This is a genomic window from Streptomyces sp. SCPE 10 (genome assembly GCF_051980735.1).
Classification (GTDB): domain Bacteria; phylum Actinomycetota; class Actinomycetes; order Streptomycetales; family Streptomycetaceae; genus Streptomyces; species Streptomyces misionensis.
Map to the genome: position 1 here is coordinate 6230535 of NZ_CP197069.1, position 15932 is coordinate 6246466.

Annotated in this window: 16 protein-coding genes; 8 read left to right on the forward strand and 8 right to left on the reverse strand. The window is 71.9% G+C overall.

What is annotated here, in order from left to right:
• Positions 1-210: 210 nt before the first annotated feature.
• A complete protein-coding gene (locus ACSP97_RS28565) occupies positions 211-645 on the reverse strand; it encodes a universal stress protein (RefSeq protein WP_355155694.1) in 435 nt (144 codons plus the stop codon).
• Between the two features lie 348 nt (positions 646-993).
• Between ACSP97_RS28565 and ACSP97_RS28570 the strand changes: the two genes are divergently transcribed.
• Genes ACSP97_RS28570 through ACSP97_RS28580 form a run of 3 tightly spaced genes read left to right on the forward strand, consistent with a single transcriptional unit; the run spans position 994 to position 3120 of the window.
• On the forward strand, positions 994-2169 hold the full coding sequence (locus ACSP97_RS28570; RefSeq protein ID WP_440554919.1) for an LLM class flavin-dependent oxidoreductase: 1176 nt from the start codon (positions 994-996) through the stop codon (positions 2167-2169).
• On the forward strand, positions 2166-2819 hold the full coding sequence (locus ACSP97_RS28575) for an FMN reductase (protein WP_440554921.1): 654 nt from the start codon (positions 2166-2168) through the stop codon (positions 2817-2819). Before ACSP97_RS28570 ends, ACSP97_RS28575 begins: the two co-directional genes overlap by 4 nt.
• 28 nt (positions 2820-2847) lie before the next feature.
• A complete protein-coding gene (locus ACSP97_RS28580) occupies positions 2848-3120 on the forward strand; it encodes a WhiB family transcriptional regulator (protein WP_355155688.1) in 273 nt (90 codons plus the stop codon).
• 103 nt (positions 3121-3223) lie between these two features.
• Here ACSP97_RS28580 and ACSP97_RS28585 read toward each other — a convergent pair whose 3' ends face one another.
• The 5 genes from ACSP97_RS28585 to ACSP97_RS28605 form a co-directional block, all read right to left on the reverse strand.
• Complete coding sequence (locus ACSP97_RS28585) at positions 3224-4888, reverse strand: MFS transporter (RefSeq protein ID WP_440554924.1); 1665 nt, start codon at positions 4886-4888, stop codon at positions 3224-3226.
• Positions 4885-5622 (reverse strand): YoaK family protein, encoded by a 738-nt coding sequence (locus tag ACSP97_RS28590; protein WP_358294955.1) that lies wholly within the window; start codon positions 5620-5622, stop codon positions 4885-4887. Before ACSP97_RS28590 ends, ACSP97_RS28585 begins: the two co-directional genes overlap by 4 nt.
• Before the next feature lie 4 nt (positions 5623-5626).
• Entirely contained in the window at positions 5627-6139 is a 513-nt protein-coding gene (locus tag ACSP97_RS28595; protein ID WP_355155684.1) for a DoxX family protein, read from the reverse strand.
• A gap of 49 nt (positions 6140-6188) precedes the next feature.
• Complete coding sequence (locus ACSP97_RS28600) at positions 6189-6851, reverse strand: hydrolase (protein WP_355155699.1); 663 nt, start codon at positions 6849-6851, stop codon at positions 6189-6191.
• A 113-nt stretch (positions 6852-6964) separates the two neighbouring features.
• Positions 6965-8854, reverse strand: coding sequence for an amidohydrolase (locus ACSP97_RS28605; protein ID WP_440554927.1), 1890 nt, complete (start codon positions 8852-8854; stop codon positions 6965-6967).
• Positions 8855-9199: 345 nt separating this feature from the next.
• On the opposite strand from ACSP97_RS28605, the gene ACSP97_RS28610 reads away from it, so the two are divergent.
• The 3 genes from ACSP97_RS28610 (at position 9200) to ACSP97_RS28620 (ending at position 12375) form a co-directional block, all read left to right on the forward strand.
• Positions 9200-10168 carry an alpha/beta hydrolase gene (locus ACSP97_RS28610; protein ID WP_355531597.1) on the forward strand — a complete coding sequence of 323 codons (969 nt, stop codon included), beginning with the start codon at positions 9200-9202 and terminating at the stop codon, positions 10166-10168.
• A gap of 211 nt (positions 10169-10379) precedes the next feature.
• Positions 10380-10958, forward strand: coding sequence for a Dps family protein (locus ACSP97_RS28615; protein ID WP_070023456.1), 579 nt, complete (start codon positions 10380-10382; stop codon positions 10956-10958).
• Positions 10959-11469: 511 nt separating this feature from the next.
• Positions 11470-12375, forward strand: a complete 906-nt coding sequence (locus ACSP97_RS28620; RefSeq protein ID WP_382010627.1) for an alpha/beta hydrolase — start codon at positions 11470-11472, stop codon at positions 12373-12375.
• Positions 12376-12426: 51 nt separating this feature from the next.
• Here ACSP97_RS28620 and ACSP97_RS28625 read toward each other — a convergent pair whose 3' ends face one another.
• Entirely contained in the window at positions 12427-13248 is an 822-nt protein-coding gene (locus tag ACSP97_RS28625; protein ID WP_440554930.1) for a helix-turn-helix transcriptional regulator, read from the reverse strand.
• 80 nt (positions 13249-13328) lie between these two features.
• Here ACSP97_RS28625 and ACSP97_RS28630 point away from each other — a divergent pair, with 80 nt between their 5' ends.
• The gene (locus tag ACSP97_RS28630) at positions 13329-14108 is read left to right on the forward strand and encodes an SDR family oxidoreductase (RefSeq protein WP_440554932.1); all 780 of its coding nucleotides are present in this window, start codon (positions 13329-13331) and stop codon (positions 14106-14108) included.
• Between the two features lie 307 nt (positions 14109-14415).
• Here the strand turns inward: ACSP97_RS28630 and ACSP97_RS28635 are convergent, their stop codons facing one another.
• Entirely contained in the window at positions 14416-14895 is a 480-nt protein-coding gene (locus ACSP97_RS28635) for a CGNR zinc finger domain-containing protein (protein ID WP_440554934.1), read from the reverse strand.
• Between the two features lie 105 nt (positions 14896-15000).
• Here ACSP97_RS28635 and ACSP97_RS28640 point away from each other — a divergent pair, with 105 nt between their 5' ends.
• Positions 15001-15867, forward strand: a complete 867-nt coding sequence (locus ACSP97_RS28640; RefSeq protein WP_440554936.1) for an alpha/beta fold hydrolase — start codon at positions 15001-15003, stop codon at positions 15865-15867.
• Positions 15868-15932: the final 65 nt, after the last annotated feature.

Sequence of the window (15932 nt, forward strand, 5' to 3'; positions counted from 1 at the left end):
GGATGGTCGCTCACGGGGCCGCGCCAGGCTAAGGAGACGCCGGGGGAGCCGGTTGCCCCTGCGTGCACCGCTCAGCGACCCGTAGCGCACCGCCCGCGCCCCGGCCGTGGCCCGCGGACGGCCGTGCGCGAACCGGGCGCGCCCGCTGTCGTGGGCGCGCCCGGTTCGCGACGGGTCGCGGGTCCGGTGGCTCGGGCGGCCACCCGCGGATCAGGCCTCGGCGGAGTCGTCCGCGGGCGCCAGGAGCACGGCGACACGGCTGTGGTGGGCGACGCTGTCGCTGACGCGGGGGTTGACGAGCGCTTCGAGCGAACCGCGGTGGTGGGGGCTGAGGATCAGGAGGTCGGCCTGCCACTCCTCGGCGGCGGCGGAGATGGAGGTGGCGATCTGGGTCGTCAGCCCAAAGGCGACGGTGCCCTCCGCCTCGACGCCCGCGTCACGCAGCGCGGCGAGTGCCTCGTCGAGGATGGCCTTGGCCTCCGCGTCGTCCTCCAGGGGCACCACGGCGGCAAGCGTGGCCGAGGACGGGGCGACGTGCAGAACGCTGACCTTGGCCCCGGTCAGCCGGGCCATGTCACCGGCGAGGCGTATGACGGAGTGGCGGGCGGGGCTGGGGTCGACAGCGACTAGAATGCGCTGGAACATTGCTTATGTCCTTTTTCTGAGTGTGTATCAAGTACTGCGGGCATCGAGCATCCTGCTGAACAAACTGTGGGTGCCGTTATGTTCCGCGCGCTCCGGTGTCCGGCGTTTCTCCCGGGACAGTGAATCCCGTACGACGCCGGTTGTGTGCCGCGCGCCGGGCGGAAGTGCCTTGCCGGGCAAAACTCCGTGCGTTGTGCGACAAGACCCCTGGTCACCGCTTTTTAGGGTCGCGGGAAGGAATCGCGACACCGCCCTGAGAGGGCCGCGATTCTCATGGCCGGCGGCGCCCCATTCCGTATCGCCGAATCCTGTGCCGCCCGCCTTCCTCCCCTGGTGAAAGGAATCCCCATGCCCCCGGAAAATACAACGCCGAGCACACAATTCGGCGTCTTCACGGTCGGTGATGTCACGCCGGACCCGACCACGGGGCGGGTGCCGTCCGAGCGTGAGCGGATCAAGGCGATGGTCGCGATCGCGTTGAAGGCGGAGGAGGTTGGTCTGGACGTGTTCGCGACGGGGGAGCACCACAATCCGCCGTTCGTGCCGTCGTCGCCGACCACGATGCTCGGTTACATAGCCGCGCGCACCGAGAGGCTGGTCCTGTCCACGTCGACCACGCTGATCACGACGAACGACCCGGTGAAGATCGCGGAGGATTTCGCGATGCTCCAGCATCTGGCGGACGGGCGGGTGGACCTGATGATGGGCCGGGGCAACACCGGTCCGGTGTATCCGTGGTTCGGCAAGGACATCCGCGAGGGCATCAACCTGGCGGTGGAGAACTACGCGCTGCTGCGCCGGCTGTGGCGTGAGGACGTCGTGGACTGGGAGGGGAGGTTCCGCACGCCGTTGCAGGGCTTCACCTCGACGCCGCGCCCGCTGGACGGGGTGGCGCCGTTCGTGTGGCACGGTTCGATCCGTTCGCCGGAGATCGCCGAGCAGGCGGCCTACTACGGCGACGGCTTCTTCCACAACAACATCTTCTGGCCCATGGGGCACACCCGGCGGATGATCGAGCTGTACCGCAACCGGTACGCCCACTACGGGCACGGCACGCCGGAGCAGGCGATCGTCGGGCTGGGCGGTCAGGTGTTCATGCGCCGGAACTCGCAGGACGCGGTGCGCGAGTTCCGGCCGTACTTCGACAACGCCCCGGTGTACGGGCACGGTCCGTCGCTGGAGGAGTTCACCGAGCAGACCCCGCTGACGGTGGGTTCCCCGCAGCAGGTGATCGAGCGGACCCTGTCCTTCCGGGAGTACGCCGGCGACTACCAGCGCCAGCTGTTCCTGATGGACCACGCGGGGCTGCCGCTGAAGACCGTCCTGGAGCAGCTGGACATGCTCGGCGAGGAGGTCGTGCCGGTGCTGCGCGCGGAGTTCGCGAAGAACCGCCCGGCCGGCGTGCCGGACGCCCCCACCCACCGGTCCCTGCTCGCCGCGAAGGACGCCAAGGACACGCAGGACGCCAAGGACACGCAGGACGCGAACGGCGTCGAGGGCGCGAAGGAGGAGAGCACCGTATGAAGCTCGTCGTCGTGTCGGCGGGACTGAGCGTCCCGTCCTCCACCCGGCTGCTCGCCGACCGGCTGGCCGCGGTCGCCGCCCCCGCGGCCACCGCCCCCGAACCCCAGCCGGCCGGTGTCCGGGTGATCGAGGTGCGCGACCTCGCGGTGGAGATCGCGCACAACCTCACCAACGGGTTCCCCGAGAAGCACCTGGCCGGTGCCTTCGACGCGGTGGCCGAGGCCGACGGGCTGATCGTCGTCACCCCGGTGTTCTCCGCGTCGTACAGCGGGCTGTTCAAGTCCTTCTTCGACGCGCTGAGCGTGCACGACGAGGGCGCCCTGGCCGGGAAGCCAGTGCTGCTCGCCGCGACCGGCGGCACCGCGCGGCACTCCCTGGTCCTGGACCACGCGCTGCGCCCGCTCTTCTCCTACCTGAAGGCCGTCGTCGTCCCCACCGGGGTCTACGCCGCCTCCGAGGACTGGGGAGCCGAGGGACTCGACCGCCGGATCGCACGGGCCGCGGGCGAACTGGCGGCCCTGATGGGCGGTTTCGCCACGGTCCCGCGGCCCGCCGGACAGAGTCTGGAACCGGTGCCGTTCGAGCAGCGGCTCGCCGCGCTGGACCGGCGTCCCGGCCCTGCCCCGTCGCACCCCGCCACGGAGCTGTGACACCTCGGGCCCACGGAAGGAGAGGTCGATGAGGACTCGGACGAAGCCGCTGCTGCGGGTATGGGAATGGCAGGCCGAGGCCGCGTGCCGGGGCATGGACAGCGCCGTCTTCTTCTCGCCCGCCGGCGAACGCGGCCGGGCCCGCCGGCGCCGCGAGGAGGCGGCGCGGGAGATCTGCGGCAGCTGCCCGGTGAGCGGCCCCTGCGGTCGCTTCGCCCTGACGTCCCGGCAGACCTACGGTGTGTGGGGCGGGTACACCGAGGCCGAACGCCGTTCCACGGTCCCGGTGAACACGGAGTAGCCGAACGGGGCGGGCGCCCGGACAAGCCGTTGCGCCGCGCCCCTTCGAAGCCGGGCGGACCCCACCCGCCCGGCTTCCGTGGCTTCCCGGTCAGCCCCCGGGCTCAGGCCGGGGGACCGCTTGGACGCCCCGTCCCGGGGACCCCCGCCTCGCCCGCGTCCCGCTCCTCGGCGGTGACCACGGGACCGGCCGTGGCGTCGAAGGCATGGGTCACCTCGGGCACGCTGCCTGCCACGAGCAGAGCCCGGGCCCGCTCCTCGAAACGGCGGTCGTTGGCCGTGAGCCGGCTGTGGTGCTGGGCCAGGTGCTCGGACCAGGAGGCCACCAGATAGTTCTCGACGAACCGCTCCGGATCACGGCCGTCCTGGTAGAGACCCCAGGACAGGGCGCCGGTGCGGCGCCGGGAGCGGGCCACGTGCCGCATGCGGTCGCTGAAGGCGGCCCGGTTCTCGCGGGCCACCCGGTACGTCACGGACACGAGCACCGGGCCGTCGGCCGGGCCGGGTTCGAACACCATGGGCGGCACCGGCCAGTGGTCGGAGAGGCTCGGATCGATCCCGTCCACGCTGTGCAGCGGCCAGCGGCGCACACTCAGCGCACCGGCCACCAGCAGCCCGGCCCCCGCCAGCAGGGCGACGGTCAGTCCCAGCCCGTCGGCCAGCGCGCCCCAGGCGGGCGCGGTCAACGCCTGCCCGCCCTGGAACACCACCAGATAGATGGCGAGCCCCCGGCCCCTCACCCAGCCGGGCAGCCGCTGCTGGACGGCGGCGTTCAGGGTGGACAGCACGCCGATCCAGGCCAGCCCGGCGGGCAGCAGGGCCGCCGCCGCGAGCCAGGGAAGACGGGTCGTGGCCAGCACCACCAGCGTCGCGGCGAAGACCACCGCCCCGGCGGCCAGCGTGCCGTTGGCACCCAGCCGGCGCCGGAGCACGGGAAGCGCGAAGGCACCGCCGACCGCGCCCGCCCCGACGACCCCGAGCAGCAGCCCGTACCCGCCCGAGCCGAGCCCCAGCGAACGGCTCGCGACGAGGGGCAGCAGCGACCACAGGGCGGCCCCGCCCGGAATGAACAGGGCCGTGCGCAGCAGGACCCGGCGCACACCGGGAGCGTGCCGGACGTAGCGGCGGCCGGCCTGCACGGCCGCGAAGACCCCTTCGCCCTGCCCGGTGGGCCGGTGCGCCGCCGGCCGCCGCCACAGCAGCAGCACTCCCGCGATGCCCAGGTACGACAGGGCGTTGAAGGCGAAGACCCAGCCCGCGCCCGCGGCGGCGACCACCGCGCCGCCGAGGGCCGGGCCGACGGCACGGGCGAGGTTCATGTTCACGGCGCCCAGCGCGGCCGCCTGCCCCAGCTGCTCGCGCGCCACGAGTTCCGGCTGGATCGCCTGCCAGGCCGGACCCATCAGCGCCGTACCGCAGCCCAGCAGGAAGGTGAGGGCGAGCAGCGGGCCGGGCGCGAGCGCCCCCCGGAAGGCGAGCACCGTGAGCACGGCGGAGACGGCGAGCATGGCGAACTGGGCCGCGAGCAGCACCTTCCGGCGGTCGTGGCGGTCGGCCAGCACACCGGACGGCAGCGCGAGCAGGACGACCGGCAGGCTGGACGCGGTCTGCACCAGCGTCACCAGGGCGGCGCCGTGCCCGACGAGCAGCCACTGGGCGCCGACCGTCTGCATCCAGCTGCCGGTGTTGGACACCAACTGCGCGATCCACAGCGCGCGGAAGACGCGCGCCGCGAGCGGCGCCCAGGCCGAGTCCGCTGCCCGCTTCACGACTGCGGCCTCGTCCAGTCGGCGTCCGAGGACCAGTGGCGGCGGACGGCGACCAGCGCCGCCGCGAGCAGCACCAAGGCGAGCGCCACCACGAGCAGCAGCGAGGCGTGCCGCAGGAGCAGGGCGCCCACCAGGGCCCCCAGGAACATGGCCAGGACGGACAGGATCCGCCGGCCGGGCCGGGGGGCCGCCCCGCCGGCCGGGACGGAGTCGGCGGCCAGCCCGGTCAGGGTCAGCGTCAGCACGGTCGTGGTCAGGTCCGGGACGCCCAGGCGCCGCGCGACGGCGTTCTGGAGCCCCATGGCGATGCCCAGCAGCACGACGAGGGCGTACTTCACCGGCCCGGTGACCTCGTCGTGGCCGAGCGCGACGGCGAGCACCGCGCCGGCGACCAGGACCGTCTGGACCGCGGTGGCCGCGGTCAGCATCCGCCCGCGGTGCGCCGCGTAGCGGGTGGCGAAGCGCCCTCCCGCCAGCGCTCCGGCGAGGAACGAGGCCATCGACACCAGGGACGCGGGCGCGGACAGGCCCGGCGCGCCCGCCAGGGCGAAGCCCAGGAAGACGACGTTGCCGGTCATGTTGGCGACGAAGACGTGCCCGAGCGCCAGATAGGTGACGGCGTCGATCAGACCGGTCACCACGGTCAGTCCCAGCATCAGCGGGGGCAGCGGCCCGTGCCGGTCGCCCTTCGGCGGGACCAGGGTGCGGGCGGCGTCGGTCAGCAGTCCGCGCATGCCGTCACCTCCCGTCCGCGACGGGGGCGGCGGCGGGCGCGTGACCCAGCACGGCGCGGGTGAGCAGCCCGCTGGCCGGGCCGACGACGATCGCCGCCAGGGAGGTCCACAGCGGCCAGGAAGCCGCCCCGAGGAGGCGGTCCAGCGACCAGCGGCCCGCCCCGGTGAGCGCGAGGACCGCGGCGACGGTGACGAGGACCAGCGGGTACTCGTAACCGTCGTTCTGCACCCACAGTCCCTTGTGCCACTTGACGGTGCCGGCCACCGTCATCACGCCCATGGCGGCCATCGCCGCCAGGGGGGTGAGGAGGCCGGCCGCCAGGAACAGGCCGGCACCGATCTGGCTGCCGCCCGCCACGAGGGCGGTGAGCCGCCCGCCGCGGAAGCCGTCGCGGCGGAACTCCTCGGTTCCCCCGGCCAGCCCGTTGCCGCCCAGCCGGAAACTGACCTTCTGCACCCCGTGTCCGGCGATGAGGATTCCCACCACCAGCCGGAGCACCAACAGTCCGCTGTCCATTGCGTTCTCTGCCTGTTCCTGACGTCCGTCGTCAACCGTGGGATGGGTGTCAGCCGGCGGCGTGCTCGCCGATGACGGCCTGCGCGTAGACGACGCCCAGGCCGTAGGTGCCGCCGTGCTCCTTCACGACGTCCATGACCGGCAGGTACGTCTCCGCGCGCGCCCAGTCGCGCTGGAGTTCGAGCAGCACCTGCACCCAGGTCACCGGCACCACCCCGGCCTGGACCATCCGCTGGACGGCGTGCTCGTGCGCCTGCGGGCTGACACCGCCCGAGGCGTCGGTGACGACGTAGACCTCGTAGCCCTGGGCGAGCGCCGACAGGGCGGGCAGCACCACGCAGACCTCGGTCCACAGACCGGCGATGACCAGCTTCTTGCGACCGGTCGCCTTGACGGCCTCGACGAAGGCGGGGTCCTCCCAGGCGTTCATCGTGGTGCGGTCGACGATCTTCTGGTCGGGGTAGACGTCCGCGAGCTGCGGCATGAGCGGGCCGGAGAAGGACTCGGCGGCCACCGTGCTCAGGACGACCGGCACGTCGAAGACCTTGGCGGCCTTGGCCAGGCCCACGGTCGCGTTGATGATGGCGGTGCGGTCGCCGCTGCCCGTGCCGAAGAACATCTGCGGCTGGTGGTCCACGAACAGCACCGCGCAGTTGTCGGGAGTCAGCAGGTCCGGGCCGGGAGCGGCGGTGACGTCGGCGATGTTGACCATGAGTATGCCTTTCATAGCTGGGTTGCAGCGGTCGCGGACGGTCGTCCGGGACCGGGGGAGGGAAAGTCCTGGGGTCGGATCGCGGCGGACGCGACCGGCTCGGCGCGACCGGCTCAGAGGGAGAAGCAGGGGTCGAAGACCGGGGTGTCCTGCTCGGGCGCGAGGCCGCGGCGGGCACGCCACTGGCGGTGCAGCTCCGACTCGGCGGCGGCCTCGCCGAGCAGTTCGGCCTGGCGCACACCCGACCTGCCCGCGGGCGGGCCCGCCTGGTAGCCGCCGAAGTGCGCCACCGGGCTCCACTCGGGTGTCACCGGAGGCATCTCCTCGTCCATGCCCTCGTACTCGCGGGCGCCGTAGACGACCCGGCCGCCGACGACCGTCAACAGGGCTTCGATGTGCGGGATCTCCGGGTCCGTGACCGCGAAGTAGTCCTCCGACAGCACGCTGAGGTCACCGAGGAAGCCGGGACGCAGCACGCCCTTGCGGTCCTGCTCGCCGGTGAGCGCGGCACCGGCCGTGGTGAACATCTCCAGCGCCGTCTCCCGGTCGACCCGGTTGTGCGGCGGGTGGATGGTCAGGTCGCCGACGGTGCGGCCGGTGACCAGCCAGTGCAGCGCGATCCACGGGTTGTACGAGGAGACGCGGGTGGCGTCGGTCCCGGCGGCCACGGTCAGGCCCCGGCCGAGCATCGCACGGATCGGCGGGGCGTCCGCGGCGGCCCCGATGCCGTACCTGCGGACGAACGCCTCGCCCTGGAACGACAGCCGGTTCTGCACCGACATGGCGCCGCCGAGGGCGACGACGCGGTCGAGGCTGTCGGCCGACACGGTCTCCGCGTGGTCGAACAGCCAGCGGTTCGGGCCGGGGAAGAGCCCCTCCGCGGCGAGCTTCTCGAACACCGCGAGGTCGCGGCGGATCGTCTCGTCGTAGGTGGCGTGCAGACGAAAGCCCCAGTCGTTCTCCATGAGGAGACGCACGGCCTTCTCGAACTCCACCTCGTAGTCCGGGGCGTGCTCGGGGCGCGGCTCGGCGAAGTTCTCGAAGTCCGCCGCCGCCCAGGTGAGGTTCTCGCCGGCGCCGTTGAGCCGGAGCCACTCGTCGCCGTCCTCGGGGCGGACCATGGCGATCCAGCGGGTGAGGTCGTCGATCTCCTGGCCCGCGGTCTGCGGGAACAGGTGGTAGGCGATGCGCAGCGACAGCTCGCCGTCCCGGGCGAGTTCCGTGACCGTCTCGTAGTTCTCCGGGAAGTTCTGGAACCCGCCGGCCGCGTCGATCGCCGAGGTGAGCCCGAACCGGTTCAGCTCCCGCAGGAAGTGACGGGTCGACGCCTTGCGGTGCTCATCGTCCAGCACCGGCGCCTTGGCCAGCGTCGAGTAGAGGATCAGGGCGCTGGGCGCCGCCAGCAGCATGCCCGTGGGTTCACCGGTGCGGCCGCGCACGATCTGCCCGCCGCGCGGGTCGGGGGTGTCCTTGCCGTAGCCCACCGCCTTGAGGGCCGCGCGGTTGAGGATCGCGGCCTGGTACAGATGCAGGACGAAGACCGGGGTGTCCGGTGCGGCGGCGTTCAGCTCGGCGACGGTGGGCAGCCGCCGTTCGGCGAACTGCTCGGCCGACCAGCCGCCGACCACGCGCACCCACTGGCCCTTGGGCGTGCGGGCCGCCTGCTCGCGCAGCATGGCCAGGCCCTGGCGCAGGGAGCGGACGCCGTCCCAGCGCAGCTCCAGCACGTAGTTGAGGCCGCCGCGGATCACGTGCAGATGGGCGTCGTTGAGACCGGGGATCACCCTGCGCCCGAGCGCGTCGATCACCCTCGTGGCGGGCCCGACCTGGTCGGCCACGTCCTTGTCGCCGCCGACGGTGGTGACGACACCGTCGCGGATGGCGATCGCCTCGGCCTGCGGGAGGCGGGGATCACCGGTATGGATCTTGGCGTTGCGGACGATCAGGTCCGCCGCGTCGTCGGTGGCGCGGGGGATCAGCCCGCCGACCGGCATCGTGGACACCTTTCGACAACCTCCTGCGGGGCGCACAGCGTGGGATGGGGACCGGGCCGCGTCCGAGTCCGCCTGGGAACCGGCAAGGTGCACGAGGGGCCGTGCCGCGGCTGCTTCGCCGAGCACGCTAAGACCGGCCGCACCGGCCCGGTTTCTGGTCAGCGCACCGGCGTTTGCCCGTGAGCGCACGGCGGATCGGGACCGTGCGCGGTGGGATCAGGACCGGTGCGCGCAGGGGCAACGGCGGCCCGTTTCGCGGTCCTAGCGTGGGGGGAGCACGGCCCGGCGGATCTGCGCACCGGGGCGGCCCGCGTCGCCGGAGACACCGGCGCACACCTGAATCAGGAGTTCCCCATGTCCTACGTCTACGAGCCGGTCGAGCCGGTCCTGGAGCCGGCCGCGGCCGCGTTCGCCGAGGCGACCGCCAACCCGCCCTACCTGTTCGACCTGGCCCCGGCCGAGGGCCGCAAGGCCGTCGACGAGGTGCAGTCCGGCGACATCGCCAAGCCCGCGGTGGACGAGGAGTGGATCACCGTCGAGGGCGGTCCGACCGGCAGCGTCCGCGCCCGGATCGTCAAGCCGGCCGGCGCCGAGGGCACCCTGCCGGTGGTGCTGTACATCCACGGCGCCGGCTGGGTCTTCGGCAACGCCCACACCCACGACCGCCTGGTCCGGGAACTCGCCGTGGGCGCGAACGCGGCCGTCGTCTTCCCGGAGTACGACCTGTCTCCCGAGGCCCGCTACCCCGTCGCCATCGAGCAGAACTACGCGGTCGCCCAGTGGATCGTCCGGCAGGGCGGGACCAAGGGCCTGGACGGTGCCCGGCTGGCCGTGGCCGGTGACTCCGTCGGCGGCAACATGAGCGCGGCACTGACGCTCATGGCCAAGGAGCGCGGGGATGTCGCCCTGGTGCAGCAGGTGCTGTTCTACCCGGTCACCGACGCGAGCTTCGACACCGGCTCCTACCACCAGTTCGCGACCGGCTACTTCCTGCGCCGCGACGGCATGCAGTGGTTCTGGGACCAGTACACGACGGACGAGGCGGAGCGGGCGCAGATCACCGCCTCCCCGCTGCGCGCCACCACCGAGCAGCTCACCGGTCTGCCCCCGGCCCTGGTCATCACCGCCGAGGCCGACGTGCTGCGCGACGAGGGCGAGGCCTACGCGGGCAAGCTCCGCCGGGCCGGGGTGCCCGTCACCGCCGTGCGCTACTCCGGCGTGATCCACGACTTCGTGATGCTCAACGCCCTGCGCGAGACCAACGCCGCCGACGCGGCCATCAAGCAGGCGGCCTTCGTCCTCCACTCCGCCCTGCACGCCTGATCCGCGACGCGGCGCCCCACCCGGTCGCCCCGGAAGGCCGCGCGGACCCCCTCGGGGGCTCGCGCGGCCTTCGCGCGTGTGCCGGCGGCGTACCGGGGGAGCGCCGTGCGCTGACGGGCACCGGCGTGTGCGCTGCCGGGCAAGCCGGGGCCGTGGGGCCGCATAGCGTCAGCAGGGTACGCACAGCACGGCACCGCAGGAGGCGGAAGACATGACCACCAGCTCTCATCACGTGAGCGGCAGCCAGCCGTGGCTGCACCAGAAGGGCGAGGTGATCCAGGACTTCGGGACCGTCAAGCAGTTTCCGCTCGGGCTTTCCTACGAGGCCCGGATGTACTCCTGCCAGCGTCTGAACAAGGTCCTGGCGGACACGCAGATCCTGTACGGCCTCTACAAGAAGCACCACTGGCTGATGCGGGGCGCGACCTTCTACCAGCTGCACCTGGTGCTGGACAAGCACGCGGGTGAGCAGCTGGAGCTGATCGACACCCTCGCCGAACGCGTCCAGTCGCTCGGCGGCGTCGCCGTGGGCGACCCCCGGCACGTCGCGGAGATCACCTCGATCCCGCGGCCCCCGGACGGCGTGGAGGAGGTCCCGGCGATGCTGTCGCGGCTGCTGGAGGCCCACGAGGCCATCCTCATCGAGGCCCACGACGCCGCCGCGCGCACCGCCGAGCTGGGCGACGACGGCACCAACGACCTCCTCGTCTCCCAGGTGATCAGGACCGGCGAGCTCCAGTCCTGGTTCCTGGCCGAACACCTGGTGGACACGCCCCTCGTGCGCTCCTGAACCCTGCGCGAGGCGGGCCCTGTCGGAGGGGCCTGCACCCGGCGTGAGCCGCACCGGAGTACTCCGGTGCGGCTTCGGTCCAGCGCCGGTCTCACTGCGTTCACAGCCGCATATCCGCTGGGCGCGCAGGCACGCCCCCCGCCGCTCTTCGACGCGCCGGCGACTGTGTGGCACGGAGCGGGCCCACGCGATCACCCCGGCCGGGGCCGCCGGGAAGCCATGGAGCAGCCGGTCCACACCGACGGAGCCGCGGCATGAACACGGAACACTCCGCGGCCGACCGGGCCGACCGGGCCGGGCGGGACAGCGCCGGATCCGCGATGATCGTCGAGCCGACCCGCGGGCGGCACGGCAGGGTGGTTCTGGGTCCACCCCGAAGGGGGTGCTGGACCGCTGGTGGGCCGAACGGGCCGTTCATAGCGTTGTGTTCATGATGGATGACACGGACGAAGCACGAAAAGGTGCCACCCGGCGGACGGCGCTGCGTGGGCTGGGACTCGCGGTGGGCGGCATGGCGCTGGCCACCGGGCCCGGAACCTCGCCGGCCCAGGCGGCGCCGCGTCGCGGGCTCGCAACGTATGTGCTGGTGCACGGAACCCACAGCGCCGGCGCGTTCTGGATGCCGATCGCGCGGCAACTGGTGCTGCGCGGCCACCGCGTCGTCATGGTGGACCAGCCGCGGCACGGCGCGGAGGCTTTCGTGGCGGAGTCGTACCAGCGGCAGGACCTCGCGGCGATGGCGGTCGAGCCCTCCCCGCTGAAGGGCCTCGGGCTGGACGACTACGAGGCGCGCGTCACCGGCATCGTGCGGCAGGCCGCGCGGAACGGCCCGGTGGTGCTGGTCGGGCACAGCCTGGGTGGCGTGTCGGTCAGCCGTGTCGCCGACGCCGTCCCGCACCTGCTTCACCACATCTGCTACATGGCGGCCTTCTGCCCCAGCCGCGTCCTGCCCACGGCGGACGCCTGCACGGCGGCACCCGAGAACGCGAACGCCGTCAGCCCGGTGGAGCTGACGGTGGGGGACCCGGACCGGCTCGGGGTGTTGCGGCTGAACTTCCGTACGGGTGTCAGCGGTGAGTTGGCCCTCCTGAAGGAGATGATCTGCGCGGACTACCCCGACGCCGACTTCCGCCGGATACTGGCCGGCATGCAGACCGACGAGCCCGTCGCCGCCTATGCGGGCCGAGCGGTCGGCCGGGCCGGCACCTGGGGGCGCATTCCCCGCACGTACCTGCGTTTCGGCAGGGACCGTACGATCGCCACCGCGCTCCAGGACAGAATGATCGCGGAAGCCGACGCGTCCACACCCGGCAACCGCTTCCGCGTGCACGATTTCCCCGGGGCGTCACACGTCGGCCCGCTGGATCCCACTCCGGTCGCGGATGTCCTGCACACGCTCGCGGGGGCAGGGGGGTAGGTTCTCTCCGGTGGATTGTGCGACCTTCTGATTGATCGCTCGTTGGTCCGGTCATGCGTCGGGGAGATCCGACGCATCGCGAGTGCCCGCCGAGGCAAGCAGAGTCAGGCTTCGTTCCGCCTCGCTGCCGGGAGAAGCGTGATAGGCGATCAGGGTTTGGCCACTGCCCGGTACCTCGAGAGCCTCACGGTGCAGACGGAGGTCACCCACCGCGGGATGACGGAACAGCTTGGGGCCTCCGACCTTGCGCCGTACCTCGTGCCGTGCCCACAGCCGGGCGAACTCCGCACTGTCGAGGAGGAGTTCGCCGACGAGCTCGTCCAGCACGGTGTCCGGGGCCGAGACCGTGGTCAGCCTTCGCAGCAGCGCCGCCACCCGAGGCGCCATGTCCGGCCACTGCGGGTAGAGGCCGCGGGCCTCAGGGTCGAGGAAGAAGGCGCGGGCGAGGTTGCTGCCCGGCCGGAACATGGGGGAGAGCGCGACCGCCAGATGGTTCGCGGCGAGGACGTCCATCCTGCGCCCCCAGACGAACGCGGGGGTGAGCGGCCAGGATGAGATCAGCGCGGCGACGCCCGGTGCTGTCCGCTCCTCGGCACCGGGCCCGGAGGGTGCGGCCGGGCGGTGGCCGGCCAGGGACATCAGGTGCTCGTGTTCGTCGTCGTCGAGCATCAGCACCCGTGCCAGTGCCCGCAGCACCTGTTCCGAGGGGTGCCGGTCCCGGCCACGCTCCAGCCGCTCGTAGTAGTCGACGCTGACACCCGCCAGCAGGGCGAGTTCCTCGCGCCGCAGCCCGGCCACACGCCGGTGGGACGTCCGCGGCAGGCCCACGTCCTCGGGCTGCACCCCGCGCGCGACGGGCCCGCAGGAAGTCACCGATGGGGTGCATCACGCTCATGTACCCAGGCTAGGAGACGGTTGGGGGAGGCATTCCGCACGAGAGAGAAGACCGAACTGTGAACGACCTCACCGCCGAGACCGCTGCCAAGACCGGCGACCGTGCAGCGGCCCGCCGGATCGCCCTCGTCACCGGAGGCAACAAGGGCCTCGGGCTGGAGACATGCCGGGCACTGGCTCGAACAGGTGCGACCGTGTTGCTGGCCTCCCGGGACTCCGGGCGCGGGGAGCGGGCGGCCGGCGATTTGCGTGGCGAGGGGCTGGACGTGCGGCCGGTGGAGCTGGACGTCACCTGCCCCGAGCAGGTGACGACGCTCGCCGAGCGGATCCGGCGGCAGACCGGAGGACTCGACGTACTGGTGAACAACGCGGGCATCATGCTGCGCTACGACCCCTTCGCGCACGACGCCGACACCCTGCGCCGCGTCTACGAGACCAACGTGTTCGGGCTGGTCTCGGTGACCGCGGCGCTGCTGCCGCTCCTGCGTGAGGCGTCGGCGCCGCGCATCGTGAACGTGACCTCCACCACCTCCTCGCTGGGTCTCGTCGAGGAGCCGGGCTCGTCCCTGGCCGCCGACTACACCCTGGCGTACGCGTCGTCGAAGACGGCCGTCAACATGGTCACACTCCAATACGCGCTGGCCTTCGCCCGGCACCCGGAGTGGCAGCACCTGAAGGTCAACGCCGCCACCCCGGGATACATCGCCACCGACCTCAACGGCCACTCCGGACCCCGTACCGCGGCGGAGGGAGCGCGCGTGGTGGTGACTCTGGCCACGCTGCCCGCGGACGGCCCCAGCGGCGGCTTCTTCAACGAGGACGGTCGGCTGCCCTGGTGAGGTATTCACGCCTGCCGGTCTGGGCGTCGTCGTGCGAATGTTCCGTTGATGTCGCGGGCGTCAGACACTCAGGCCGGACGGGTGTGAGTCAGTCCGAGAGGTTTCGGTTCCTTGGTCGCATAGGCAGGTACGGGGCAGGGTGCCCTCGCCCCGTAGATCGTTGGTGCTGATGAGCGAGCCGCCGCACACTGCGTCCAGCAGGTAACCCGTCCTCGCACACGAGGCCGTCGAGAACGGCCTCATCAGCGGCCCCGCGTGCTCACGCGCAGGCACCGTTCACGAGACCGCCGGCCCCGTGGGGCGCGGGTCAGCGGGTGCGTTCGTAGTGGCGGCGTGCTTTTGCGCGGTTGCCGCAGACAGCCATCGAGCACCAGCGGGCGCGGTTGGCACGGCTACGGTCGAGCAGGAACAGCCGGCACTCGCTGTTGGCGCAGGGGCGCAGCCGGCCGGGGAGTTGCTTTTCGGTGGCGGCCCAGGCGAGGACCATCTCCACGGCCAGCCGGGCGTGCGGGGGAGTCCTGACGGTCCACTGGAGGCCGTCCGAAGTGATCTCCGGAGTCTGGTGGACCCCTTCGAGCAGCGGGCTCAACGCGACGAGCGAGCTTTCTCCGCGCACTATGTCCTGCAGGGTGTCCCGCGCCTCGCGCAGCAGCTCGAGTTCCGCGAGGCTGCCCTCACCGCCGTGCTCCCGCGCCCAGCGCCTGCCTTCGGCCGGGTCACCCAGCGCGTCCCGTTCCTCGCCGTTGACCAGTGGCCTGCTGTTGAGCAGGTCCAGTAGCGCGTCCATCGGATACCACTCCCCTTCTAACCAAATCGAGCCGTTTGACAGGTTAGCCCAAGGGTGCTTGCATGGCACGTACCTAACCAGATAACGCGGCCAAAGGAGTTAGAAATGAACTCGGTGCACCACCGGACCGCCACCGTCGACGGTCATGAGATCTTCTACCGCGAAGCCGGCCCCACCGACGCCCCCGTGATCGTCCTGCTGCACGGTTTCCCCACCAGCTCCTTCATGTTCCGCGAGCTCATCCCGCTGCTGGCCGACCGCTACCACGTCATCGCACCGGACCACCTCGGCTTCGGTCACTCGGCCGCCCCTCTACTGGAAGAGTTCACCTACACCTTCGACGCCCTCGCCGAACTCACCTCCCACCTCCTCGACCAGCTCGGCCTGGACCGCTACGCCCTCTACGTCCAGGACTACGGCGCCCCCATCGGATGGCGCCTCGCCCTCAAGCACCCCGAGCGGATCTCCGCCGTCGTCACCCAGAACGGCAACGGCTACGAGGACGGTTTCGTCGAGTCGTTCTGGACCGACGTCTGGGCCTACGGGGCGAACCCCGGCCCCGACACCGAACCCGCCGTCCGCGCCGCGCTGAGCCTCGACGCCATCCGCTGGCAGTACGTGCATGGCGTGCCCGACCCGAGCCTGGTCAGCCCGGACACCTGGGAGCACGACTTCGCCCGGGTCTCCCGCGAGGGCAACGACGAGGTCCAGCTGGCGCTGTTCCGCGACTACCAGAACAACCGCCCGCTCTACCCGCAGCTGCACGAATTCCTGCGCACCAGCGAGGTGCCGGTGCTCGCCGTATGGGGCCGCAACGACGAGATCTTCGGCCCGGCCGGAGCGCTGGCCTTCGCCCGCGACGCCAAGGACGCGGAGGTGCACCTGATCAACGGCGGTCACTTCCTGCTGGAGAGCCACCTGGACGTCGTCGCGGGTTACCTGCGCGGCTTCCTCGGACGGGTGCTGGGATAAGGAAGCGCAGATTATTGAAATCGTTCGGGACAGGGCGAAACGCCCAGTTCCAGAAAAAGTTCTCG